The sequence below is a fragment of the Demequina sp. NBRC 110052 genome (assembly GCF_002090075.1).
GTDB lineage: Bacteria > Actinomycetota > Actinomycetes > Actinomycetales > Demequinaceae > Demequina.
Map to the genome: position 1 here is coordinate 500,603 of NZ_BBRI01000003.1, position 24,540 is coordinate 525,142.

The 24,540-nt window shown below is 70.6% G+C and carries 23 protein-coding genes; 6 read left to right on the plus strand and 17 right to left on the minus strand.

All coding sequences use genetic code 11. The features are described 5' to 3' along the window. Positions 1–13 precede the first annotated feature (13 nt). The 7 genes from B7K21_RS09785 to topA form a co-directional block, all read right to left on the minus strand. On the minus strand, positions 14–1,042 hold the full coding sequence (locus B7K21_RS09785; protein ID WP_084075241.1) for a Gfo/Idh/MocA family protein: 1,029 nt from the start codon (positions 1,040–1,042) through the stop codon (positions 14–16). 35 nt (positions 1,043–1,077) lie between these two features. Further along, the gene (locus tag B7K21_RS09790) at positions 1,078–2,403 is read right to left on the minus strand and encodes a hypothetical protein (RefSeq protein WP_084075242.1); all 1,326 of its coding nucleotides are present in this window, start codon (positions 2,401–2,403) and stop codon (positions 1,078–1,080) included. Then, complete coding sequence (locus B7K21_RS09795) at positions 2,400–2,915, minus strand: sigma-70 family RNA polymerase sigma factor (RefSeq protein WP_234989287.1); 516 nt, start codon at positions 2,913–2,915, stop codon at positions 2,400–2,402. The genes B7K21_RS09790 and B7K21_RS09795 overlap by 4 nt, the downstream gene beginning before the upstream one ends. A gap of 217 nt (positions 2,916–3,132) precedes the next feature. Then, a complete protein-coding gene (locus B7K21_RS12625; protein ID WP_159448476.1) occupies positions 3,133–3,555 on the minus strand; it encodes a DUF559 domain-containing protein in 423 nt (140 codons plus the stop codon). Between the two features lie 757 nt (positions 3,556–4,312). Further along, positions 4,313–4,546: a hypothetical protein gene (locus B7K21_RS09805; RefSeq protein ID WP_144016168.1), complete on the minus strand. Its 234-nt coding sequence runs from the start codon at positions 4,544–4,546 to the stop codon at positions 4,313–4,315. 52 nt (positions 4,547–4,598) lie between these two features. Further along, the gene (locus B7K21_RS09810; protein WP_084075246.1) at positions 4,599–4,814 is read right to left on the minus strand and encodes a hypothetical protein; all 216 of its coding nucleotides are present in this window, start codon (positions 4,812–4,814) and stop codon (positions 4,599–4,601) included. 2 nt (positions 4,815–4,816) lie between these two features. Continuing rightward, entirely contained in the window at positions 4,817–7,501 is a 2,685-nt protein-coding gene (gene topA / locus B7K21_RS09815) for a type I DNA topoisomerase (RefSeq protein WP_084075247.1), read from the minus strand. 225 nt (positions 7,502–7,726) lie between these two features. Between topA and B7K21_RS09820 the strand changes: the two genes are divergently transcribed. Beyond that, on the plus strand, positions 7,727–8,551 hold the full coding sequence (locus tag B7K21_RS09820) for an inositol monophosphatase family protein (RefSeq protein WP_084075248.1): 825 nt from the start codon (positions 7,727–7,729) through the stop codon (positions 8,549–8,551). Positions 8,552–8,871: 320 nt separating this feature from the next. Here B7K21_RS09820 and B7K21_RS09825 read toward each other — a convergent pair whose 3' ends face one another. The 6 genes from B7K21_RS09825 to B7K21_RS09850 form a co-directional block, all read right to left on the minus strand. After that, positions 8,872–9,573 (minus strand): hypothetical protein, encoded by a 702-nt coding sequence (locus tag B7K21_RS09825; protein WP_084075249.1) that lies wholly within the window; start codon positions 9,571–9,573, stop codon positions 8,872–8,874. Between the two features lie 388 nt (positions 9,574–9,961). After that, the gene (locus B7K21_RS09830) at positions 9,962–10,963 is read right to left on the minus strand and encodes an anaerobic ribonucleoside-triphosphate reductase activating protein (protein ID WP_084075250.1); all 1,002 of its coding nucleotides are present in this window, start codon (positions 10,961–10,963) and stop codon (positions 9,962–9,964) included. A gap of 169 nt (positions 10,964–11,132) precedes the next feature. Next, positions 11,133–12,701, minus strand: a complete 1,569-nt coding sequence (locus B7K21_RS09835; RefSeq protein WP_234989270.1) for a methyltransferase — start codon at positions 12,699–12,701, stop codon at positions 11,133–11,135. Positions 12,702–12,900: 199 nt separating this feature from the next. Further along, positions 12,901–14,295 carry a M20/M25/M40 family metallo-hydrolase gene (locus tag B7K21_RS09840; RefSeq protein ID WP_084075252.1) on the minus strand — a complete coding sequence of 465 codons (1,395 nt, stop codon included), beginning with the start codon at positions 14,293–14,295 and terminating at the stop codon, positions 12,901–12,903. Then, positions 14,292–15,875, minus strand: a complete 1,584-nt coding sequence (locus B7K21_RS09845) for an MFS transporter (protein ID WP_084075253.1) — start codon at positions 15,873–15,875, stop codon at positions 14,292–14,294. The genes B7K21_RS09840 and B7K21_RS09845 overlap by 4 nt, the downstream gene beginning before the upstream one ends. Before the next feature lie 64 nt (positions 15,876–15,939). Further along, positions 15,940–18,243: a sodium-translocating pyrophosphatase gene (locus tag B7K21_RS09850; RefSeq protein ID WP_084075254.1), complete on the minus strand. Its 2,304-nt coding sequence runs from the start codon at positions 18,241–18,243 to the stop codon at positions 15,940–15,942. Positions 18,244–18,445: 202 nt separating this feature from the next. On the opposite strand from B7K21_RS09850, the gene B7K21_RS09855 reads away from it, so the two are divergent. Both B7K21_RS09855 and B7K21_RS09860 read left to right on the plus strand, forming a co-directional pair. Continuing rightward, positions 18,446–18,994: a SigE family RNA polymerase sigma factor gene (locus B7K21_RS09855; RefSeq protein ID WP_084075255.1), complete on the plus strand. Its 549-nt coding sequence runs from the start codon at positions 18,446–18,448 to the stop codon at positions 18,992–18,994. 1 nt (position 18,995) lies between these two features. Further along, positions 18,996–20,777, plus strand: coding sequence for a hypothetical protein (locus tag B7K21_RS09860; RefSeq protein WP_084075256.1), 1,782 nt, complete (start codon positions 18,996–18,998; stop codon positions 20,775–20,777). 90 nt (positions 20,778–20,867) lie between these two features. Here the strand turns inward: B7K21_RS09860 and B7K21_RS09865 are convergent, their stop codons facing one another. The 4 genes from B7K21_RS09865 to B7K21_RS09875 form a co-directional block, all read right to left on the minus strand. Further along, a complete protein-coding gene (locus B7K21_RS09865) occupies positions 20,868–22,193 on the minus strand; it encodes an ion channel protein (RefSeq protein WP_084075257.1) in 1,326 nt (441 codons plus the stop codon). Positions 22,194–22,264: 71 nt separating this feature from the next. Continuing rightward, entirely contained in the window at positions 22,265–22,417 is a 153-nt protein-coding gene (locus B7K21_RS12630) for a hypothetical protein (protein ID WP_159448477.1), read from the minus strand. Between the two features lie 210 nt (positions 22,418–22,627). Continuing rightward, the gene (locus tag B7K21_RS09870; protein WP_144016169.1) at positions 22,628–22,972 is read right to left on the minus strand and encodes a hypothetical protein; all 345 of its coding nucleotides are present in this window, start codon (positions 22,970–22,972) and stop codon (positions 22,628–22,630) included. Continuing rightward, on the minus strand, positions 22,969–23,070 hold the full coding sequence (locus B7K21_RS09875) for a DUF4244 domain-containing protein (protein WP_084075259.1): 102 nt from the start codon (positions 23,068–23,070) through the stop codon (positions 22,969–22,971). Before B7K21_RS09875 ends, B7K21_RS09870 begins: the two co-directional genes overlap by 4 nt. 119 nt (positions 23,071–23,189) lie before the next feature. On the opposite strand from B7K21_RS09875, the gene B7K21_RS09880 reads away from it, so the two are divergent. Genes B7K21_RS09880 through B7K21_RS09890 form a run of 3 tightly spaced genes read left to right on the plus strand, consistent with a single transcriptional unit; the run spans position 23,190 to position 24,299 of the window. Further along, the gene (locus B7K21_RS09880) at positions 23,190–23,471 is read left to right on the plus strand and encodes a hypothetical protein (protein ID WP_084075260.1); all 282 of its coding nucleotides are present in this window, start codon (positions 23,190–23,192) and stop codon (positions 23,469–23,471) included. Then, on the plus strand, positions 23,468–23,848 hold the full coding sequence (locus B7K21_RS09885; RefSeq protein ID WP_159448478.1) for a hypothetical protein: 381 nt from the start codon (positions 23,468–23,470) through the stop codon (positions 23,846–23,848). The genes B7K21_RS09880 and B7K21_RS09885 overlap by 4 nt, the downstream gene beginning before the upstream one ends. Position 23,849: 1 nt before the next feature. Beyond that, positions 23,850–24,299, plus strand: coding sequence for a helix-turn-helix domain-containing protein (locus tag B7K21_RS09890; RefSeq protein WP_084075262.1), 450 nt, complete (start codon positions 23,850–23,852; stop codon positions 24,297–24,299). Positions 24,300–24,540: the final 241 nt, after the last annotated feature.

The window sequence follows — 24,540 nt, forward strand, 5'->3', positions numbered from 1 at the left end:
AGCGCGGGCAAGGTCAGACGAGGGGGTCCCCCGGCCCGGGGTGCTCGTTCGGGTAGATGAGTCCGATCTGGTTGCGCACCTCGTCCATGATCCGCATGATCTCGAGCGACTGCTCGAGCGTGTGAACCGGCGACTCGGCCAGCCCGGCATCCACGCATCGGGCGACCTCGGCGGCCTCGAACTGGAAGCCGTTGGGCACCGTGCCGTCGTACGTCCACGACGTGCCGTCGTCGCGAGTGACGGTGAACGTCGTCGGGTTGTAGAAAGTGCGGTCCACGGTGACGAAGCCCTCGGTACCGCCGATGAGCGCCACGCACGGCGTGCGCGCCTCCATCGTGGTCGTGAGCGAGGCCTGCGCGCCCAGACTCGCGTAATCGAACACCATCGAGACCGCGCCGTCCACACCGGTCTCGCGGAGTCGACCCACCGACGTGATCGAGTCCGGCACGCCCAGCAGGTCGTGCGCGAACGCGATCGGGTACACGCCCAGGTCCAGGAGCGCGCCGCCCGCGAGCGCGGGGTTCCACATGCGCTCCACGTGAGACAGCGCCTGGCCGTGGTCGGCCTGGACCGAGACGATCTCGCCGATCTCGCCCCTCGCGATGAGCTCCCGCAGCGCGTACTGGTGCGGCAGGTGACGGGCCCACATGGCCTCCATCACGAACACGCCCTTGGCGCGAGCCGCGTCGACGACCAGCTGCGCCTGCTTCTCGTTCTGCGTGAACGCCTTCTCCACCAGCACATGCTTGCCCGCCTCGATCGCCAGCAGCGCGGGCCCGTGGTGGTTGTTGTGCGTGGTCGCCACGTAGACCAGGTCCACGTGAGGGTCGGCCAGCAGCTGCTCGTAGCTGCCGTACGCCTTGGGCACGCCCATCTCGTCGGCGAACGCCTGCGCGCGCTCCACGCCCGACGCGGCGGCTACCGCCACCACCTCCGACGCGGTGTGCTGGGTCACGGCATCCGTGAACTTGCGCGCGATTCCGCCCGCACCGAGGATTCCCCAACGGAAGGCGGGCGCGGACATGGGCAGCGGTGCACTCATGCAGATCACCCTAGCGCCGCGCCCCAGGGAGCGCGTCACTGCGAGGCGGAGCCCAGATAGATCCAGGTCTGCAATCCGGTGTCGTCGACGAGGGGATCGACATCGAACAACCCCGACGCGCCGAGCGGCTCAAGGTCCGCGTACGAGACGCCGTCGACCACCAAGAACACCGCGCCGTCGCCCTGGATCGCGTCGGGCGTCTCGCAGCCCTCGGCAAGCAGCGGATCCGGTGCGCCATCACCTCCGAGCTGCAGCTCGGCACGCCCGTCGCCGTTCTCGATCCAGTGCAGCGGGATCGACTGCGCGCCCTCGCCAGAGTCGATCACGATCCAGGCGTTCTGCTGCTCGATCCAATCCGGGAGCGGTCCCCGGGCGATCGTCGAGCCGCCGAGCACCTGGCTGAACGGCAGCACCGCATCGCCGAGGTTGGTGAGGCTCACGTAGTCACCCTGCGCCGGGGACCCCGACGCCCGCATGTCGCCGAGCGCATCGCAGGCAGCTTCGGGACGCGGCAGCACGAACTCCTGGAACACCCCTCCCGAGGGCTCCGTCAGGTCCTCGGCCCCGGGAATCGCGGTGGGGACCCGCGGATCCACCACGATGGTCGCGAGCAGCCGCCCGCCCTCCATCGCCTGCGCGACGAGCACAGGCACCATGCCCGGCTCCGCCGCTGGAGCGAGCTCGGGATACTCCGGGAATGAGGGCTCGTCGCCGCTGCCGCACTGCTCGGGCGACAGTGCGGCCATGGTGGTCCCGCCCCACATCATCCCCGCATCCGCGACGTTGACCACCGTCCTGATCCCGTTCACCGCCGCGACGACCGTGTCGCCGTCAAGCAGATACGAGCCCACTTGCCAGTCGAGCCCCAGCCCGCCCCACATGGCCGTCCACATCTCCACCGACGCGTAATCGAAGCCACCACCCTGCGACACCTCCCGCTCGCCGAGCAGGGCCTTGAGCTCGATCGCGCCCTCGAAGGCCGCCTCGTCGTGCACCGTGACGCCCGGGGTGAGAGAGACCGTGTCACCGCACTGCAGCTCCGTCGCGTCGTCCCCGTCCACCAGCACCGTCGGCTCGGTGACCGGGAAATCCGCATCGCTCGCGAGGACGTACACATATGACGAGTCCCGGCCATCCGCCGGCTGCCACGCCCGCGGCTCGCCCGGCAGCGCAGCCCACAGCCCCACGCCGAGGACCGCGACGCCCGCGACCACGCCCGCGCCGCCCATCGCGCGGCGACGACGCCCGGTGCGCACGCGGGCGACCAGCGCGTCGGACGTCTGCTGCGAGGCGAGGCGCGTCTGCGACCCGGCCACAGCGTCGGACCCGTGCCGTGCGAGACGCTCGTGAAGGTCGCTCATGATCGCCTCCTCGGGCCGACGGGCGCGCGTTCGACGGTGAGCTCCAGCGCCTCCGCCTGCTCGCCCAGTTTGGTGAGTGCGTTCGAGAGGTAGCGCTTGACGGTGCCGTCGGCGAGCTTCATGTGCGCCGCGACATCGGTCACGGTCAGGTCGTCGAAGTACCGCAGGACGATCGCGGTGCGCTCCTGGCCGCTGAGCGTGGCGAGGGCCCTGCCCATGGCATCGGTGTCAGCCACCGCGTCGGCGTGATCCGGTCGCTCTTGCTGCGCGACCTGACCGGGAGCGACCTTGCGCCACCGCGCCTCGCGGCGCATCGCGTCCAAATGGATCGTCCGCATCGCGGCGCGCACGTAGGCCTCCGCGGCTTGGACGTTCGGGATGCGGCGGCGACGCACGAACACCTTGACGATCGCGTCCTGCACCAGGTCCTCGCCAGCGTGCTGCGAGCCCGTGAGCAGGTAGCCGTAGGCGGCCAGGCGCGAGGCAGCCACGTGCAGCAGCTCGCCCATCATCGCGTCCACGTCGTCGATCCCCCTTGTCCTCGACACATGAACGCTCTGCCCGCGCCGAGGGTTGTAGCGAGGCTACTCCGGGCACGCGCAGCGCCCCACCGACCGTCGCCGCGGCTCCCACACGCGACTTGCCGCGCGAGAGGCGCGTCGGGCTCTCCGCTGACACCGACACACCGGGGACACGCGTACATGCGTGCGGGAACCGCGGCAGACCTGATCAGGCGCTCGTCTGCTCACGGGCCACGACGGCCCGAACATCGCGCGCCACTGCACGCGGATCATCGAATACCTCCCGCGCCGAATAGCGGAACACGGTGAGGCCCATCAGCCTGAGCGCTCGATCCCTCCTCCTGTCGCGCTCGAACGCCTGCGGATCCGAGTGGTACTCCCGCCCGTCGATCTCGACGACGACGCCACGCACCTGCAAGTCCACTCTGCCGATGCCTTCGTAGAAGACCTGACTTCGCACTGCCAGCCCCGATCGCAGGAGTGCCACCCTCGCGAGGGACTCGCCAGGCGACTCGGCATCCGGGTCAAGCAACGCCCTCAGGCCTACACGCGAGACCTCCGTACCGCGCCATTGCTTGACGGCGCTCGCCATCGAGATCACGCCACGGTGCAGAGCTGCATCGACAGGCACAATCCACTCCTCGAGAGGGAGACACTGCGACGCGCATCTCAGCGCCGACTTGATCGCTGCTGGCCCGTGGCGAGGCGCACCGTCATCGATCCGGTGCAGCACGACGCCGTTCAGCGGCCTCACGTCGGTAGCGCTACGGCCACGGTTGCCCGGCACCGCGAGGTGAACGGACGCGGGGCGGTGCACGAGAGGAAGTCCGGCACGGGCCAGGGACGTCACGCAGGTGGGTACCGCGCGAAACAAGGCTGCGGCTACTGCGGCGCGTGACGCCCCAGGCAACGCATACACACCGCGATGCGGACGAGCCACCTTCCGCGCCCCGCAGGCAATTCGCAGGGACCACTCAGTGACGCCTTCCGCCAGCAGGGACTCGCGGCGCGCTGCCCCACCGTGCCTGCGTAGCACTTCAATCAGATCCATGTGAGGACCGTGCATCGATACAGACCGCGCGGCGCAGAAAGCACATCAGATGTGGAGACCGGTGTGGGTGCGACACCCTTGTGGACGACGCTCCATCGCCGGCGCAACCGAAGCGCCGACGCTAGTCCGCACCGGCCTCAGCTCTCGCCGCCGCGGCTCGCGCACGCAGACTGCTCTGACGTCGGCGCGTCCGCACGTCATGACCAAGCGACACGCCCGATGCAGCGCAAGTCCAGTGTGGGAGCCGCGGCGATGGCGGGGGAAGTGACGGGGAGCGGGCGGAACCGGACCGGGGCGGAACCGGACCGGGCGCGTGCGACAGCGTGCGGTCGGGGCTTCAGCGCTCCGCGTCGCGCTTGGTCGAGAAGATCGCCCACATCGCCGCGACCGCCAGCAGCAGCGTGAGCACGATGGTGGTCGCGCTTCCCGAGATGGCGCCCATGTCACACGCGTCGGTGTACGCGTCGGGCCCATCACTGACCGACGCGCACGAGCCGGAGTCGAACGCCCAGACGACCACGATGCCGATGAGCGCAGATACCCCCACGGCCCAGCGAAGCCAGAACCTCATACCTGGAAAGTAGCGCTCACCAGGCGCGATGTCGAGGTGTGGAACGCGCTCCTCAGTTCTTCTTGAGCGCCTGGATCGCCGCGACGATCGCGATCACGGACAGCCAGAATGTCGCGAGCACCGCGCCCGGCACCCCGAGCGCAGGTCCGTCCTTGCAGACCGTCACACCGGCGGAGTTGGTGTCGCACACCGTCGAGCCGATGAGCCACGGCAGCGTGGCGGCCGCCGCGGCGAGCACGGCCACGAGGGCCCATCCTGTCCGCGACATCGCTACTTCTTCTTGGGCGCGGCCTTGCGGGTGGTCTTCTTGGCCGCGGGCTTGCGCGTGGTCTTCTTCTTGGCGGGAGCCTTCTCGCGCTTCTCCTGCAGGAGCTCGACGGCGCGCTCGTGCGTGAGCTCCTCCACCGTCGTGCCGCGTGGAATCGTGATGTTGGTGACGCCGTCGGTGATGTACTCGCCGAAGCGACCCTCCTTGACCACGATCGGCTTCTCCGACACGGGGTCCACACCCAGCTCCTTGAGCGGCGGCTTGGCGGTGCGTCCGCGTCCGCGCTTGGGCTGCGCGTAGATCGCGAGCGCCTCCTCGAGCGAGATCGAGAGCAGCTGCTCCTCGGACTCGATGGTGCGCGAGTCGGTGCCCTTCTTGAGGTACGGACCATAGCGGCCGTTCTGCGCGGTGATCTCCTCGTCGGTGGCCGGGTCCACGCCCACGACTCGGGGCAGCTCCATGAGCTTGACCGCGTCCTCGAGCGTGATCGTCGCGAGGTCCATCGACTTGAACAGCGAGGCCGTCTTGGGCTTGCCCTTGGCGCCCTCGGGCAGCACCTCGGTCACATACGGGCCGAAGCGTCCGGCCTTCGCGACGATCTCAGTCCCGAGCTCCGGGTGAGTGCCGAGCGAGCGCTCATCCCCGCCCTGGTGCTCGAACAGCTCAAGGGCCTTCGCCACCGTCAGCTCGTCGGGTGCGAGTTCCTCGGGCACGGATGCGGTGTCCATCTCGCCCTCGGTGCCGTCCGCCTTGGGGCGCTCGATGTACGGACCGTAGCGGCCCACGCGCAGCGAGATGCCGTCGCCGATCTCGAACGTCGAGTTGGCGCGCGCGTCGATCTCGCCGAGGTTCTCCACGAGGTTCTTGAGCCCCTCGGCGCGACCGTCGGCCTCGCCGGAGCCGAAGTAGAACTCGCGCAGCCAGTCCACGCGGTGCATGCCGCCGGACGCGATGCGGTCGAGGTCCTCCTCCATGTCCGCCGTGAAGTCGTAGTCGACGAGCCAGCTGAAGTGCTCCTCGAGCAGGCGGATGATGGCGAACGCGAGCCACGTGGGCACGAGCGCCTGCTTGTCGACGCGCACGTAGCCGCGGGCGATGATGAGGTCCACCATCGACGCGTAGGTGGAGGGGCGGCCGAACTTGCGGTCCTCGAGCTCCTTGATCATGGACCCCTGCGTGAAACGCGGGGGCGGCGTGGTGGAGTGCGTGAGCGGCTCGAGGTCGGCGACGTCCACGCCGTCTCCCTCGGACAGGCGCGGCAGCCGGTCGTCGTCGCCCTTGGCGCCCGACGCGGGGGCCTCGTCCTCCTCGTAGCGCGACTTTTCGCGTGACTCCTCGTAGACGGCCATGAAGCCGGGCTGCGTGATGATCGTGCCGGACTTGGAGAACTCGACGGCGTGGTGCTCGGCGGTAGTGGCGCCGAGGCGCACAGTGGAGGTGGTGCCGACCGCGTCGGCCATCTGGGAGGCGATGGTGCGCTTCCAGATCATCTCGTACATGCGGAACTCGTCGCCGCGCAGCTCGGCGCGCAGCTGCTCGGGCGAGCGGAACGTGTCACCCGCGGGACGGATCGCCTCGTGCGCCTCCTGCGCGTTGGTGTCCTTGGAGGCGTACACGCGGGCGGTGGGCGAGACGTTGTCCGCGCCGTACAACTCGAGCGCCTGGGCGCGGGCGGCGCGGGTCGCCTCGCCAGAGAGCCCCGGTGAGTCGGAACGCATATAGGTGATGTAGCCGCGCTCGTACAGGCCCTGCGCCACGCGCATCGCGTCGCGGGCGCCGAGACGCAGCTTGCGGCTCGCCTCCTGGATCAGCGTGGACGTGATGAACGGCGCGGCCGGCCGACGCTTGTACGGCTTGGAGTCGACGCCGACCACGGTGAAGGTCGCGTGGGCGAGGCCAGCGGCCAGCGCGCCCGCGGTCGCCGCCGTGACATGCACCGCCTTGGCGTTGGACAACGCGCCGCGGTCATCGAAGTCCTTGCCGGTCGCGACCCGCTTGCCGTCGAGGGTGGTGAGCCGCGCCACGAAGCTGCGCCCCGCGTCGGGCCCCTCCTGTGCGGTGAACGTCGCCTGCAGGTCCCAGTACTCGGCCGAGCGGAACGCCATGCGCTCGCGCTCGCGGTCCACGACCAGGCGCAGCGCGATCGACTGCACGCGGCCGGCCGAGAGTCCGCCCTGGATCTTGCGCCACAGCACCGGCGACACGGAGTAGCCGTACAGGCGGTCGAGGATGCGGCGCGCCTCCTGCGCCTCCACGAGCTCCATGTCCACCTCACGAGGCGATTGGAGCGCGCGCTGGATACCCTCGCGGGTGATCTCGTGGAACGCGAGGCGCTTGACGGGGACCTTGGGCTTGAGCACCTCGAGCAGGTGCCACGCGATGGCCTCCCCCTCGCGGTCCTCATCAGTCGCGAGGTAGAGCTCGTCGGCCTCCTTGAGCCGACGCTTCATGTCCGCCACGACCTTCTTCTTGCCCGGGTCCACGCGGTAGAAGGGCACGAAGCCGCCGTCGATGTCGATCGAGAACTCGCCCGCGGGCGACTTCTTCACCTCGTCGGGCAGCTCGGACTTCTCCGCGAGGTCGCGGATGTGTCCGACCGACGAGACGACGTCGTAGTCGTCCCCCAAGTAGCCGCCGATGGTGCGCGACTTGGTGGGCGACTCGACGATGACGAGCTTGCGGGGCATCGGACCTGCCTTGCGTTGCGGGGGTGAGGCGTGTGCTGCGACCCCTTGGGCGGGGCCGATTCGCCCTCAATATACATAGGGACGCTGACGCTGCAACGGGACTGTGGACGCGACCCCGTAGGGGTCGGCACGCCCGACGCGGCCGCGAGGCGCCCCTTCTCGCCCGCCCGACGCTGGGGCCAGAGACCCGGTCGGGTCGCCTCGCGGGCATGACACCATGGGAGCGTGAGCCTTCCCCATGACACCATCACGCCCGAGCTGTCCGAGGCGGTGCTGACCGCGATGCGCGAGGCCGCCGAGGCGGAGATCATGCCGCGCTGGCGCTCGCTGTCCGACGACGAGGTGCGCACCAAGTCCTCGGAGTGGGACCTCGTGACGGACGCCGACGAGCAGGCCGAGATCCGCCTCACCGCCGCCCTGAAGGAGCTGGTGGACATCCCCGTGGTGGGCGAGGAGGCGACCGCGCAGGACGCGTCGCTGCTGGACCTGGTGGACGGCGAGGGAGCGGTGTGGGTCGTGGACCCCGTGGACGGCACCCGCAACTTCGTCGAGGGCAGCGAGGCGTTCGGCTGCATGGTCGCGTTGATCGACGACGGCCGCACCGTCGCGTCGTGGATCACCTATCCCGCGGTGGGTCGCGAGATCCATGCCGCCAAGGGCGTCGGCACGTTCCTGGACGGCGAGCGTCTGCTCGCGCCGACCCCGGCCGATGCGGGGGCGCTGCGGGGCGCGCTGGGTGCCAAGTTCTTCTCAGGCGACGGGCAGGCGCTGATGGATCGCGCCTCGACGCTCGGGCCCGCGCAGCCCATCCGGTTCTGCGCCGCGTGGGACTACCTTGACGTGGTCACGGGCGTGACGGACTACGTGAGCTTCACGCGCACCCTGCCGTGGGATCACGCGCCGGGCGCGCTGATCTGCCAGGAGGCGGGACTCATGTCCGCGCGCCCCACGGGCGACGAGTACCTGCCGGGCGGGGACGTGCACGGCGGCATCCTCACCGCGCACCCGAGCGTGTGGCAGCGCGTCGCGGGAGTCATCGCACAGTTATAGCGGGGCCGGACCTCGGGCCAGTGCGCCCAGCGCCTCGCGGCGATGAACACGCCACCCACGCTGAGCAAAGCGGCCATCCCCCTCAATGGCCTGATGGCGGTACGGCTGTGCATGGATCCCCACGTGTGTGCGACCCCTCCGGGATGAGGCACCAAGGAGCGAACGTATGCACCGGGACGTGTGCGGGCCAGGGGTGCGCGCATGCTCAGACGTCCCTCAGCAGACCCCTGCCTGGCCGTCAGAGTTCCACCCTGTCCGGGGGCAGACGAAAGGGCCCCCGGTGAACCGGGGGCCCTTTCTTGGGGGGAGGGAGGTGACGGTTAGGCGTTCACCGGCTCGTCGATCGTCTCGGCCGCAGGAGCGCCCTTGAGCGCCGCCTTCTTGATGTCAGAGGCGAACCACACCGTCACCGCGCCGAGGGCGATGAACACGAGGCCCAGGCCGCCGATGAAGGCCGCGATGCCGGTGCCGAGCTGGAGGGTGGACGCGGTGACCGAGCCGACGCCGAGCTCACCGAACAGCGCGTGGGCGGTGGGGTTCCAGGCCTGCGAGCGGGCGGGGCCGTCGAGCGGGTGCATGCGGTCGAAGTCGGCCCAGTAGCGACCATCGGTCTCGACCTCGTAGGTGCCGGCCTCGAAGGTCTCACCGTTGTACTCGACCGCCTCGTCGAGCACGACCGTGGAGGTGCCGTGGAGGGTGTGGTAGCCGACGAGGGCCATCTGGTACATGTACTCGGTGCCGGTGTTGACCAGCGGGTCGTTGGGGTCGAGCTCCGCGTAGTTGACGTTGTAGCCCCAGTCGTTCTCGAGCAGGTCCAGGATGCCCTGGGCGCCCTCGACGGTGCCGCGGTCGACGAGCACGCCGTCCTCGTTGTACGTCAGCATGACGTTCTGGGCCTCCGAGAACTTCTGGAGGGAGTTGGCGCCGGCGGCGACCTGCGAGTAGGCGAAGATGCCTGCCGCGAGGAATGCGGCTCCGACGAGAGCGAGGAACGCTCCGACCAGCTGCAGCTTCTTGACCATGGGGATCACTTTCCTTCCGGGGTGGTGATGCATTTGTTGTTGATGCGTCCACGTTCCCGTAGGTCTGGGGGCTGACACCGGGACCTCCATCCCGATTGCCGGGCCGGTTCCCGGGACCTTGTACCCGTCTTTCCACCCGCCTTGGGACTCACGTCCCACGCTTGGACCGACCCTGACATCGAGTGCCACCCATCCGCCGGATACCTCGGACGACGCCTGCGCATCGCCGGCGCGCACACTCCTCGGCAGGGCATGACGGAGCCCCCGCTCCCTCAGCGAAAGGAACGGGGGCTCGAGGTGCCGGCGGCGGTGGCAGCGCCAAGCCGGGCCGGGTGGCGCCTCCGCGTCGCCGAGTCCCTGCGGCGTCAGCGGAGGCGCACCCGAAGTGTCAGCGCCGGGCGAGATCCGGCAGGTCGTCAGGGAGCAGCACGTCACCCAGGCGACGCCCCGCGAGCTCCGCCGCATACGACGGGTTGGTGCCGTGCGGGCGCACCTCCTGCAGCACGGGTGCGCGTCCACTGACGCGCACGATCTCGCGCACCGTGTCGAGCACGTCCGCGCGCGTATGCGTCACCGGGTCCACAGTCAGGCGCACCTCGTACGGCACGCCCGCATCGCGCACCACCTCGAGGGACGACCACGCGCGCCGCCCGGCCATGCCGGTGCGCACTACGTCGGTGTAGCCCTCGGGAGTCGCCTTGATGTCGAGCCCGACCCAGTCGCAGTGCTCGAGCGCGAGCTCGAGTCGCGCGGGGAACGCGCCCGCCGTGAGCAGGCCGACCTCGTAGCCCATCGACCGCACGATCCGCATCGCCTCGGGCAGCGCGCCCTGACGCGTCGGCTCGCCGCCCGTGAAGACGACCGCACCCACGCGGCCTCGACGCGCCTCGAGCTCGACGACCACGTCGTCCCACGGCACAGTGCCGCCCACCCGCGGGCTCTGCAGATCCGTGCTCGAGCAGTAGGTGCACCGCCACGGGCAGCCCTGCAGGACCACCGACATCGCCACGCGTCCCGGCCAATCCTCGACACCCGGGGGGCGGACCGCGGCGATCGCGAGGTAGCGCGGGTCGAAGCCCTTGCCGAACCCGGGGCGGTCGAGCGTCTCAGCTGCGAGCGTGGACAGCGCGCCCATGTGGTCGGCGCGCGCACCCCAGGAGGAGGCCGCGAGGCCCTCTTCCCGCGCCTTGCCGCAGACCTCCTCGACCTCGAGCTCGCCTGTGGGCAACGGAGAGTGCAGCGTCTCGCCGGTGAAGGTGGGTCGCTGCACCGGGCGCTCTCGGGACTCCTGGCCGCCGCCCTCGCACGCCCCGTCGGCGCCGCAACGGCACTCGTGGTCGCGTGCCTCGGGTGCGTGCACGTCCTGAAGGGGGAGAAGATCGGGCGCCATGAGGGACTCCTGAGACTGTGCGCCGCGCCGGGCGCGAGTGGGACGTCCCGCGACGCGGGACCCGTCGGGCCGGTGCCCGACTCCCCCATTGTCAATCGCTCACAGCGCCCGTCTCTGGGCAATCGGACCTAGATGACAGGACACGGATCGGGGCCCGTCAGGGCCGACTTCAGGACTGGACCGGGACCAGGAAGCCGTCCTCGACGAGGCCCCGGATCGCACGCGCCAGACCCGTCGCCATGTCCGCGGTGGAGACGTCGAGCAGTGCCGCGAGCGCGCCCGAGATCTGCCCCGCGGCGAGCTCTCCGTCGCATGTGGACACGAAGCCCGCAAGGGCAGTGTCCGCGCGCACGGACCGCTGCAGTCCCCTGCCCTGACGGATCAGGATGTGCTCGGGCTCGTGCTCCGTGGCACGCCCGTAGGTCTCCTTCGTGACATCGTCCGCGACCATGAAGGTCGTAGCCAGCAGTTCCTGGTCGTCGCGCGAGGCGACCCAGTCATGCGCGACGAGCGCATCGGCGAGCGTCGCACCAAGCGGCCCCACGATCGGGCCCTCATGCTCCTCGAGCCGTCGAAGCGTGGGCGGCCCGAGCGTCGGGCGTCTGAGCGTCACGACGCCGAAGCCGATCGCCTCGACGCCGCGGGCGTCGAAGTCCGCAAGGTACGCCTCGTAGGCGGCGCGGAAGCCCTCGCGGTCGCGCTCGGGGGTGACCCCTGCGTCGCGCAGCCACGTCTCCGCGTACTCCGCGGCGTCGAGCAGATCGCGCTGGATCACCCAGGCGTCAAGCGGCACCTCGGAGGAGCCGAGCCACGCGCCGAGTCGGTCCGACCAGGCCTCACCCCGGCGCACCTCCCAGTTGCCGAGGTGCTGTGCGACGCCTCCCGGCGCGAGCACCGTGCCCACCGTGCGCACGAGCGACGCGACGATGCCGTCGCCGCCCAGTCCGCCGTCGCGGTACTCGAAGCTCGGAGCGCCAGGCGGAGTGATGACGAACGGCGGGTTCGACACGACCAGGTCGAACTCCTCGCCCACCACCGGCTCGAGCATGCTGCCCAGACGCAGATCCCACTCAGCCGGCGGCGCGTTGAGCGCGCGGTTGAACGCGGCGAAGCTCAGCGCACGCCTGCTGATGTCGGTGGCCGTGACGTGCTGCGCGTGGGTCGAGGCGTGCAGCGCCTGAATGCCGCACCCGGTGCCGAGGTCGAGGACGCGACCCGTCGGTGTGCGCATGGTCGCACCCGCGAGGGTCGTGGAGGCGCCGCCGATCCCCAGCACGTGATCGTCCGCGAGCCGCGACCCCGTGACCGCCTCACCCCTGTCAGAGGCGACCCACCAGTGCGCGGCTGTCGCACCGTCCGCGCCCACGGCCGCGGTAGGACGCAGGTCGACGCGGGCGCGCACCTCGCCACCGCTCGCCCCGGCCGATTCCACCAAACCCGCGGCCGTGGCCCCGTCGACGCCGAAGGCGCCTAGCGCGTCGGCCGCGTCCGCGTGCTGCACCGCGTCGCCCAGCATGAACAGGCGCGTGAGGGTCGAGACGGTGCTCGGCGAGCGCCGCGCCTCGAGCAGCGCGGGCACCGTCTGCTCGCGCGCGAGGGCACGCGTGGCCCGCTCGCCCAGCAGCTCCTCGACGGCGTCCACTGTCCACGGAGCGAGAGCCTTGCGCAGCGCGCCGGCGGCCTCGGGCGCGAGCGACACGGGGTGCGCGCGGTCTGCGGGTCCAGTGCTGCTGCTCACGCGAGCGAGCCTACCGAGCCGTCCCACGTTCGCTCCGCCGCCACCCGATCTGACAGTCCGAACCAATCCCAAGTGCGACACCCCGATGAAGATCGGAGTGGAGGGACATCCCACAGCGTGTCGTGCGGAGATTGGTTCGCACTGTCGAAGAGGGGCGTGCGGAGCGACAGTGCCTTCCGTGCGGAGCGAACGGGGCGGGTCAGAGACCCTGCAGGAGGGCCCTGTAGAAGACCACACCCTGACCCAACGACGCGACCTCGACCTTCTCATTCGGCCCGTGCACCGCGGCGCGCTGCTGCGAATCCATGCGCAGCGGCGCGAAGCGGTAGGCGGGGCCCAGATGCGCGAGGTGACGCGCGTCGGAGGCGGCGAGCATCACGTACGGCACGGTCAGCGCCTCCGGATACGACGACGCGATGGCCTCGTTCAGCAGCGCCCACCGCGGGTCGTCGCCCCGCGGTGACACGGGCGAGGGCTCGCTCGCCTCGACCAAGGCGAAGCCCACGCGCGGATCGCCGACGACGCGACGGATGTGCTCCACCGCCTCGTCCACCGAGGACCCGGCTGCCACGCGGATGTTGAGCATCGCGGTCGCGCGCGTGGCGAGCACGTTGTGACCCACCGAGCCGCTGAGCTGGGTGATCGCAGTGGTGGTGCGCACCATCGCGGCCATCTCGGGGCTCAGCCGCGGCATGGCGCGCGCGAGCACCGGCCGCAGCGCGCGCGCTCGCCGGAGCACCGCACCCATCGCTCCCGTGATACGCGGTCCCGCAGCCTCGAGCATCTCGATGGTCACGTCGTTGACGGACGCGGGATGCGGATGCGTCTCGATGCGGCGCAGCGCTCGCGCGAGGATGCCCGGCGCGGACTCGCGCGGCGGGGTCGAGGCGTGGCCGCCGAGCGCGTCGACGGTGAGCGTCACGGAGGCGATGCCCTTCTCGGAGACGCCGATCACGGCCGCCTCTCCCTCGAGCCCTGCGATCGCGCCGAGAGTCACGGCGCCGCCCTCGTCGAGGATCATCCACGGCTCGACTCCGCGCTCGGCGAGGAGCGCGGCCGCCTGCACGGCGCAGTCGCCGTAGGACTCCTCGTCGGCGCCCATGAGCACCCACACGTCCTGTGGCGGCGCCCAGCCCTCGGTCAGAAGCGACTCGAGCGCGTCCATCATGACCACGAGCGCGCCCTTGTCGTCGAGCGTGCCGCGGCCGAACACCCATCCGTCCTGGATCACGCCCGCGAATGGCTCGTGCTCCCACCCCTCGCCGGCCCAGTCCTCGGGCACCGGCACCACGTCCTGGTGCGCCATGAGCACCACCGGCCGCTCGGCTGAGGCGCCGGGGATCCGGAGCAGCAGGCCTGCGCGCCCCACCTGCTCCGGCTCGTGCGCCATGACGCGCGGATACAGGATGTCGAGCGCCGCGCGCTGGGCACCGAAGGTGGCGGCCACCTCGGGCGGGTGCGGCCCCGGCGGCGGGGTCACGGTGGGGATGCGCACGAGTGCAGCCAGACGCTCAGCGACGTCGGCGGCGGCGGGCTCCCCCGGGCCGACGCGCGGGACGCCGCCCATGCCCGACGCGTCGCTCACCGGGGTCATCGCGCCTCACCTTCGCCGTCGGTCGTGTTCGCCTGCCCGACGCCGGGGTCGCCGTGGACGTCCTGTCCGGCGACGGCGTCGGGCCGGGCATGGGTCTGGGAGACCACCACGTCGGGCCCCACGGACTCCAGCGCGAGCGCGTCGGAGGTGCCGCCGAGGCCCTGCGCGTCGGGGTCCGCGGAGGTGAAGGCGACCTTGGGCACCGTGAGCAGCGCTGCCACCGCCGCGATGGCGGTGAGGCCGCAGATGGCCCATACCGTCTGGTAGCCGGTGAGCGAGGCCGCGGTGGTCTCCTCGGAGTCGATGCCGGAGGCGAGAGCGATCGCGAAGATCGCGGACGCGAGCGCGCCGCCGAGCGTCTTGGTGGTGTTCGTGAGCCCGGTCGCGACGCCCGTCTGATGGGGCGGCGCGGCCGCAGCCGCGGTCGCGGGCAGCGCAGCGACGAGCGCACCCGAGCCCAGTCCGGCGACGATCATCATCGCCGAGACCACCATCACGCCCGAGTGGAAGGGCACGAGCATGAGGTAGCCGAACGCGACCATGAGCGACGCGGCGATCAGCACGGGGCGTGGCTTGAAGGCGCGCGAGATGCGCGCGTACAGACCCGCGCCGATCAGCAGCGACAGCACGTACGCGCCGATCAGATACGAGCGGTTCGCCGAGTCGAGGCCCAGCCCGTATCCGACCTCGGTCGGGTCGGTGCCCGCGAACGTGGACAGCGGACCCTGCGCGCCGAGGACCGACACCCCGAACAGGGCGGAGGTGAGGATCACGGGCCACAGCGTCGGGCGTGCGATGAGACGCATGTCGATGAGGGGATCGTCGCGCCGCAACTCGAGGCGCACGAACCACCACAGCAGAGCCAGGCCGAACGCGATCATGGCCCACACCCACACGGTGAAGCCGTTCACGCGGGTCAGGGACAGGCCACCGGTGATGGCGAGCAGCGAGAGGCTCAGCAGCACCGTGCCGCTCGAGTCGATCTTGCCGCCGGCCCGCGCGCCCGGATCCTCGACCTTGAAGATCACCACGATCAGCGCGATGGTCACGAGCAGCGCCGGGACCGAGAGCGTCATCCACAACGGCAGCAGACCGCCCAGCTGGCCAGCGACGAGCGCGCCGCCGATCGCTCCGGCCTCGAGCGCGACGACGATGAGGCCCGCGCCCTTCGCGGTGAGCTCCGCGGTGTTCTCATGCTTGCGGGCGCGCGCATGGATGATCGACACGTTCATGGGCAGCCACACCACATAGAAGCCCTGGATGGCCCACATGATCGTGAACAGCACGAAGTTGCCGGAGAACGCGACGCCCCAGCTCGCGAGCGCAGTGACGACGAGCGACCCGATCAGCACCTTGCGGTGGCCGATCATGTCGCCCAGTCGCGCGAGCACCGGCACCACGATCGCTGACAGCAGCAGCTGCGCGGCCTCGAACCAGTTGATGTGCGCGTCGTTGATGTCGAGGTTGCGGGCCACGTCGGTCAGCAGCGGCGTGTAGAAGCCCTGGAGGACTCCGGAGGTCGCCTCGACGACCACGAGGGCGCCGACGACTCCGGCCAGGGGTGCACGGGACTTGATCATGTTCTGCATCCTTGCACCGCTGGGTTTCGGTCATATGACCGGGACTGAGAATGGGCGTTCCGCGTCACTCCGTGATGGCCGACGCAGGGGTGTGATGCTCCGACTCGGCTGCCTTGTCGCCCTCGTGCTCCAGATCGCCCTGGTGGGCGCGGCGCTCAGCCGCCACCACCGCAGCAACGGCCAATGCGGCCGCGATCAGCGCGATCCCCCACCTCAGCCACGGGTTCGCCCCGTCGCCGAAGCTCAGCGCCACCACCGCGGGGGCGATGAGCAGCGCGACGAGGTTCATGACCTTGATGAGCGGGTTGATCGCGGGGCCGGCGGTGTCCTTGAAGGGGTCGCCGATCGTGTCACCGATGATCGTCGCCTCATGTGCGGGCGAGTATTTGCCGCCGTGGTGGCCGTCCTCGACGATCTTCTTGGCGTTGTCCCACGAGCCGCCCGAGTTCGCGAGGAACACGGCCATGAGCACTCCGGTGCCGATCGCGCCCGCGAGGAAGCCTGCGAGAGCACCGACGCCCAGGCCGAAGCCGACGAAGATGGGCGCCATCGCCGCGAGCAGGCCGGGGGTGGCGAGCTCTCGCAGCGAGTCACGCGTGCAGATGTCCACCACGCGCCCGTACTCGGGGCGCTGCTCGCCCGTCATGATGCCGGGCATCTCGCGGAACTGACGGCGCACCTCGAGCACGATTGCACCGGCGGCACGCGTGACGGCATCGATGGCGAGGCCGGAGAAGAGGAACACGGTCGCGCCGCCGACGATCACGCCGACGAGCGTCATCGGGTTGATGATCTCGTAGCTGACCTCGCCGAGCGCCGCGCCCGCCGACGCGAGGGCCGTCTCCACGGCGTCGGAGTAGGAACCGAACAGCGCCGTCGCCGCGAGAACCGCGGTCGCGATCGCGATGCCCTTGGTGATGGCCTTGGTGGTGTTGCCGACGGCGTCGAGGTCGGTGAGCGTCTGCGCGGCCTCCTCGTCCACGTCGCCAGACATCTCGGCGATTCCCTGCGCGTTGTCGCTCACAGGCCCGAACGTGTCCATCGCGACGATCACGCCGACGGTGGTCAGAAGACCGCAGCCCGCGAGCGCCACCAGGAACAGGGCGAGCGGAAGGGACCCGCCGGAGACGACGAAGAGGATGACGACGGCGCCGGCGATCACGGTCGCCGTGTAGACGGCCGACGCGAGGCCCACCCCGACGCCCGAGAGCACCACGGTCGCCGCACCCGTGAGCGACGTCTTCGCGACGCGCTTGGTGGGACCGGCGGCGGTGTCAGTGAAGTAGCCGGTGAGCTTGAGGATGAGCCCCGCGAGGCCGATCCCGACGAAGACCGCGATCGTCGCCATGACGCGTGGGTCGCCGTCGAGGTCGCTCAGGCGCGATCCCGTGAACTCGGAGAACGAGCCCGGCAGGTACACGAACGCCGCGACCGCCGACAGCACCGCGCCCACGAGCGCCGAGAGGTAGAAGCCGCGGTTGATGGCCTTGAGACCCGACTCGCCCTGACGCACGCGCGTGATGAGGACTCCGATCGCGGCGACCAGCGCGCCGACCGCGGTGACGATGAGCGGGAAGATCAGGCCGTCCTCGCCGAACGCGACCTTGCCCAGGATGAGCGCGGCCACCAGGGTCACGGCGTAGGACTCGAACAGGTCCGCCGCCATGCCGGCGCAGTCGCCCACGTTGTCGCCCACGTTGTCGGCGATCGTCGCGGCGTTGCGCGGGTCGTCCTCCGGGATGTGGTTCTCGACCTTGCCCACCAGGTCGGCGCCGACGTCAGCCGCCTTGGTGAAGATGCCGCCGCCGACGCGCATGAACATCGCCAGCAGCGCGGCGCCGAAGCCGAAGCCCTCGAGCACCGCGGGGGCGTTCTCGCGGAAGAGAAACACCACCGCGGCAGCACCCGCGAGGCCCTGCCCCACGACGCCCATACCCACTGCACCACCGGTGCGGAACGCAAGGCGGGCGCCCTCAGCACGCCCGCCCGGTTCCCGCGCGGCCGCGGCCACGCGCACGTTCGCGCGCACCGCGAGCCACATGCCCATGTAGCCGATCGTCGCCGAGCAGCCAGCACCCAGCAGGAAGAACATCGAGCGCCCGATGCGCACGCCCGTGTCGCCGGGCAGCAGGAACAGCAGCGCGAACACCACTGCCGCGAACACCGCGAGCGTGCGGAGCTGGCGGTTGAGGTACGCGCTCGCACCCTCTTGGACCGCACCCGCGATCTCCTGCATCTTGTCCGTGCCCTCGCGCGCCTTGAGCACCTGCTGACGCAGCATCCACGACATCAGCAGCGCGGCCGCGGCGACGACGCCGATGACCACGACGATGACGAGCGACGAGCCCCCCAGCTCCACCGCCTCCATGACAGAACTTCGCACCGCAGCCTCCCAAGCGTCCTCGTTGACGTCCCGCAGCTGCGCCGTTGCACCCGCGGGGCCGGGTATGCCGGTCACTCTAGGGGAGGATGGGTGCGGGCGCACTCGTGGACGCGCGCACCCAACCTTTTCCTCGCCGCGCACGTCGACATTGCGAGAGCGCCTCGTGAACCGACCCTGGGAGACCTGCATGACGGACTGGCGGCAGACCATGGAGCAGCTCGTGCGCACCCGCGAACGGGCACTGCTGGGCTACGCCTACCTCGTGTGCAGCGACCCCATCCAGGCTCAGGACCTCGTGCAGGACGCCTTGGTGCGCACCTTCTCGAAGCCCAGGCCCGGCCTCACTCCGGAGAAGGCCGAGGGTTACGTCCGACGGGCGATCACGTCCGTCTACGTCGACCAGTACCGCCGCAACCAGCGGTGGCAGAAGGTCAGGCACCTGTTCACGCCTCAGGAGATCGGGGACGACGAGTTCGCCCCCGTCGACGCGAGTGCCGAGGTCTCACAGGCGCTGGCGACGCTTCCCCCGCGGGTGCGGGCGTGCGTCGTGCTGCGCTACTTCGACGACCTCACGGTGGCCGACGTGGCCTCCGAGCTCGGCATCGCCGAGGGCACCGTGAAGCGCTATCTGAGCGATGGAGTCCACCACCTCGAGCACGTGCTCGGTGAGGTGGAGGACTCCGAGACCGGGGCGGAGACGGCAGTGCTCGTCGGCCGCCGCGAGGGAAGGAACTGACATGTCCAAGATCTCTGATGCCCTGCACGGCGCCGCTGACGACGCGCCCGTGGATGGCGTGCAGCTGTCCGCGGTGAAGGCCGCGGGCCGCGTCTCACGCCGCCGGGCGATGCGCACCGGAGTGCCCGGGGTGGTGGGCGCCGGCGCGATCGCGCTGCTCGCGTTCGGCGTGGTGATCCCCAACCTGGGCAGCCCCGGCCGCAGTGGCGGCGACTCGGCGACGATGGGCCTGCCCGAGACCGCTGGCGACGGGTTCGCTGCCGACAGCTCGAACCTCGCGTTCGGGCTGTGCGGCTCCACTCTCGAGGGCGGCGCCTACGGCGAGCCTGCGGCCACGCTCGACGTGGCCTTGCTGGGAGACGGCGAGGACCTGCAGCCGGGCGGCACGCTCGGCTACCGCACGACCCTCGCCGGCACCGCCGACGGCACCTTCACCACGTTCGGTGCCGACGCGTTCGTCCTGTGGGACGGCATCGTGGTGGGTACCGCCGCATTCGGCAGCGACACGGTGTCCGAGCTGACGCAGGTCACTCTCTCAGGCGACGCCGTCGTGGACGTGGAGAGCGAGCTCGCGCTCATCAACTGCTGGGACGGCGAGCCCCTGCCCGCCGGCAAGTACGAGCTGGTCGCCAGTCAGGAGTTCTGGGCCGACGCCGTCATCGACAAGCCGACGCTCGACCCGGGCGAGCCCACCGGGTCGCCTGAAGAGCCCACCACCGAGCCGGGCCAGTCCACGGAGCCCGTCGAGCCGACGGTCGCCCCGACCGAGGAGAGCGCCTCCTCGGGCCCGGCCGACGCGAACGACAGCGTGAGCACGACGAACGATGGCGCGGGCGTCGCCGGATCGTCCGGACCCGCGTCGGGCGCCGCATCGTTCCGGATCGTCTCCGAGCCTGCGCTGCTGGTGATCGCCGGCGAGCCCGTGGACGACCCGTTCGCGGCGTACCTGCTCTCGCCCGAGCCGGCACCGATCGAGACTCCCGACGACCTGCTCACGCCCGACGCGGCGCGCAGCCTGTACGACGGCGCCGTCGCCGGTCCGTGGGACATGGCTGCCGGAACCCAGCGCGTGACGCTCATGGGCGACTCGCGAGACGCCGAGGGCACCCTGTGGGAGCAGCGCTACTACGGCTGCTCGTGGGACGGTGCGACTCAGCGGGCCTTCCCTGAGTCCGCCGACGTCGCGCTGCTCGACGTGACCGCCGACGCTCCGTCGTCCTTGTCCGTGAGCTATGGCTGGGTCATCGACGGCAACCCCGTCGTCACCGCATCGGTCGCCAACGCCTCCAAATGGACGCTCCCGTACTGGGGCGGCGCCCAGCCGACGCTGTACCTGGTGCGCGATGGCGTCGTCGTCGCCGAGGGGTACCTCACGAGCACGTCGCGTGATGGCGACATGTGGATCGCTGAGGACGCGGCCTCCAGCTCGCTCACGATCGCACAGCCCGGCTACCTGGCGCCGGGCGACGGCTACAGCGGCGAGTACCTGTGGCGCGACGTGAGCGGATGCTGGACCGATTCCGGCCAGGCCGAGATCACGTCCGGCACGTACACGCTGCTCGCGGCGCATGCGATGCACGTGGACAACGGCACCGTGTACTACGGCTACGACGACGCGGCCGAGGCCGATGAGGCCTTCGCCAGGGAGCAGGACGGCGCAGCGACCGGCGGCTCCGACCCCATCGCAGAGCCAGCCCCCGCTCCTGATCAGATGGGCGACTATGACTGGGTCGAGCTGCAGGTGTGGACCTCGCTCGGCACGGTCCGCGTGACGGCCAACTGACGCCCACCTGCGGGCCTCGCACGGCTCGGGGCACCTGGAGCGATCCGGGGCCCCGAGCCGTCGTCGCGCACGGTGACGACGAGGCCGCGCTCAGTCGCGGGGTGAGGCCTCGGGCGAGGCCGGCTCGCGAGCGTCGAGGTACGACGCGTCGCGCTCGTCCATCGCCTCCAGTTCGCCGTCGCCCACGAGCATCTCCGGCGCGCGCGCCACGATCAGCCACACGGGCAGGAGCGCGATGGTCAGCACCGAGAGCGACGCGATCGACCCCCCGAAGATCGCGGCCATGAACAGCGCGAGCCAGCCGTTGCGGCCGATCGCGAGCACCGCGCCGAGCACACCTGCGGCGACGGCGAGGGCGAGCGGCATCGAGGGGAACAGGGCGGCGCCGAACAGTCCCGCCGCCGCGCCGATGAAGACCGCAGGGAAGATGCGACCGCCACGGAAGCCCGCTGCGGCAGCCACCACGAGTGCGGCCGTCTTGACCAGGGCGAGGCCGAGCAGCTGCCACCGACCGTAGGACTCGAAGTCGGCGACGAGCTCTCCGGTCTCCGTAGCGCCCTTGAAGAGGGTGAGCGGGCCTCCGATGAATCCGAGCACGCCGAGCAAGAGCCCTCCTGCTGTCACGTACAGCAACGGGTGCCGCAGGCGGCGGAACAGTGCGTGCAAAGGAGGCAGCGCCACCGAAGCGCCCAGCCCGAGTGCGGCGGCGATGAGCGCCACCGCCGAGGCCGTCCCCAGATCGACGAGCGCCGGATCCGTATACTCCGGCAGCGCGAGTGCGAAGGACTGCGCGTGGAGCAGTTGCATGGTGATCGTCGCGGCGCCCGCGGAGATCAGCGGGCCGAACAGGCGATCCCACAGGAGGCCGCCACGCTTGGCTGCCGCCACGAGCTCCGTCATGAGCAGCGCGGCGGCGACGGGGGTGCCGAACATCGCGCCGAGCATGCCCGCGGCGGCGAGCATGAAGGCACCCTGCGCGCCGATGTCAGGGGCGATCTTCCCGAGCAGCCACACTGTCAGCGCGACGTCGATGGCGATGATGGGGCTCTCGGGGCCGAGGCTCACACCGCCGGCGAGACCGAGAATGAGCACCAGCGCCACTCCGGGGAGCGCGCTGAGTCGCAACACAGGCGCGAACAGTTCGACTGTCGCGGAGTCGTGCCCTCCGTGCCCGGGAACCTTCCACAGCGCGAGCCCCACGAGCGCGCCGATCGCGGTCATGATCAGGATGGGCCACCAGCGGGGCGCGTCCTCGAAGCCGAGCGTGTGGGGCAGCCACTCCCAGAGGCCGTGCTCGAGGCCCTCGGCGACGACGTCGATTCCAGCGAGCAGCAGGCCCGAGAGCACTCCCACGGCCAGCGCAGGGAGCGAGACGCGCAGCAGCTCACGCGGGCTCGGATGCCGTGCGTTGCTCACGTCCGCGAGCCTAGAGCACAGCCCTGAGGGGCACCAGGGCGTCTGCGGATGCGCCGAGGCACCGCGATGCGTCACGGAGCGAATGACGGACCCGCACGCGCACTCGCCACCACGGGGCCAAGCGCCGAGCCGTTGCGCAGCACTACGGTGATGTCACCGTCCACGGACACGAGGCAGCTCGCGAGCTCGACCCGGTTGAGGTCCGCTGCCTCGCGGGCCCGCACGCATCCCGTGCCGGGGTCGAGGCGCTCTCCGATGGCACCCGCGAGCGCGGCGAGATCGGCGGCGCCCTGCGTCCGGGCGCGCGGAGATCGCGCCGCTGCCTGCCGCGATCGCGAGCGCGCACGCGACCGCCACGGCCATCAGCGCGACGACCAGCGGCATCGCTGAGCCTCGATCCCGGGACCGGCCCGCGCCGCACGGCAGCGAGGCCTTCACGGCTGCTCCGGCAGGCGCATGGTTGCCGCGACGGGTGGCAAGAGTCCTCGCCCCGGGAGCGACACGGTCGCGGTGACTGTTCCCGCGACACTGGCCACGTCCACGTGCGCGCCGGGCACGATCGCTTGTCCGGCGGCCCGCGCGGATGCGAGGTCCCCCACCAGCGCCGCGCGCGCGGTCGCCGCCGCAGCGTGCTCGACGAGGATGGCGCGCTGCCCCCACGCCGCGGCGCCCGCGATGAAGCCGAGCACGAGCACGATCGCGGGCATCGCCATCGCGAGCTCCACGGTCGCGGAGCCGCAGTCGCGGCGGGACCGACGCCAGCCCGGCCGCGTGTTCATCCGCCGAAGGCGCCGCGGAGGACTCCCGCGAGGAGCTCGCGCACCTCGTCGGAGCGGATCAGCGCGACGAGCACTCCCGCGAAGGCCGCGGCGGCCACCGTTCCCCTCTAGTTGGTTACTCGGTGCTCCCTCCGTTCAGGTTCGAACTGGAGGAGCGACTCGCTGCCTGAAGCCCGCCGACACACGCCTGCGGGAACACCAACTGGAAGGCAAGACAATGACCAACAACGACTACCCGGAGCTGTTCAAGAAGTACCTCAGCTCAGCCCAGTCGGCGGTCTCTTTCGCGGACCCCAACTGGACGCATTCGGCTATCACCCGCGAGCGCAAGAAGCGACTCGATGACGCACGGAAGGTGCTGAAGGACGCACAGTTCGCTCCGGACTCCCTTGTGGAGTCTGCGGCGAACGCTCGACTGGAGGCACTCGACTCGCTCACCCCGAGGACGACGACGAGATCGCGGTCGCGACCCACGCGTGGGGCGAGGTTGAGAAGTTGATGCAGTCGGGGCGCGACATCGGCGTCCTGATCGGCTCGGGCGACCGGGCGACGCTCGCCGCAGTGCTCGACCAGTTCCCGGTCGTGGCGGCAGAGCGCTCGCCGCAGCCGGAGGCAGCCATCTCCGAGGTCCAGGAGCTCGTTCTGCGACGTCTCGCGGCCTTGGGGGACCCGAAGGGCGTGGAGGCGCTCTCCATGTCACAGGAGGCCCGTAGGGCGCAGGCGTGGGACCGGGTGTTCTCCGAGTCCCTGGCACGCGGCGAGGCCTCGACGGACGCGTGGAGCGCAGTCCACTCCGCAGCTCCGGGCGACTTCGACCCCGAGTTCGTGGCCAGCCTGTACAAGCAGGTCAGTCACCTCGACTCGATCGGAGGGTGACATGCAGATCGCAGAACACACCCGCGAGCGCGTCGTCGAGTTGCTTCACGAGGGCCACGGACGCAACGAGATCGCCCGTCGCGTCGGCATCTCCGGCACGTCGGTCGGCAAGATCGCCCGCGAGCAGGAAGTCTCGTTCGACCGAAGCAAGACCGCCGAGGCCAACCGCATCACTGCCGTTGACGCAAGGTACAAGCGGCTGGCACTGGCTGACAACCTGCTCAACGACATCGAGGGCGCTCGCGCTCGTCTCGCTCAATGCGAGGGCGCAGCCCAGTTCCGGTGGGTCGCGCAGGCGATTGACGCGCTCACCCGGTCGTACGTGACCATCCAGCGGATGGATGGCGACGATGGTGGCGCGGACGAAGCTCGCGGCATCCTCACGGCGTTCATGACGCAGGTGCATCTAGTGACTGGGCATCCAATGCCCGGTTCCGGCTCCACGGACTGACGCACCTGACTCGGGGCGCGGCGGCTTCCACTCCAGGGCCGTCGCGCCCCACCTGTGCCAGGGTGGTGGTCGTGATCAACAACTGGTGGGTGAGCGACCCGGGCGAGCAGTACTGGATGGAAATCACCGTTCGCGACGATCTCGGCGGTCCTTTGCGGGCCCCGAAGGCAGACGGCAGTGGCCACGAGTCGTGGTCGTACGCGCTGACCTCGTACGTCCAGCCAGGCGACATCGTCTTCCA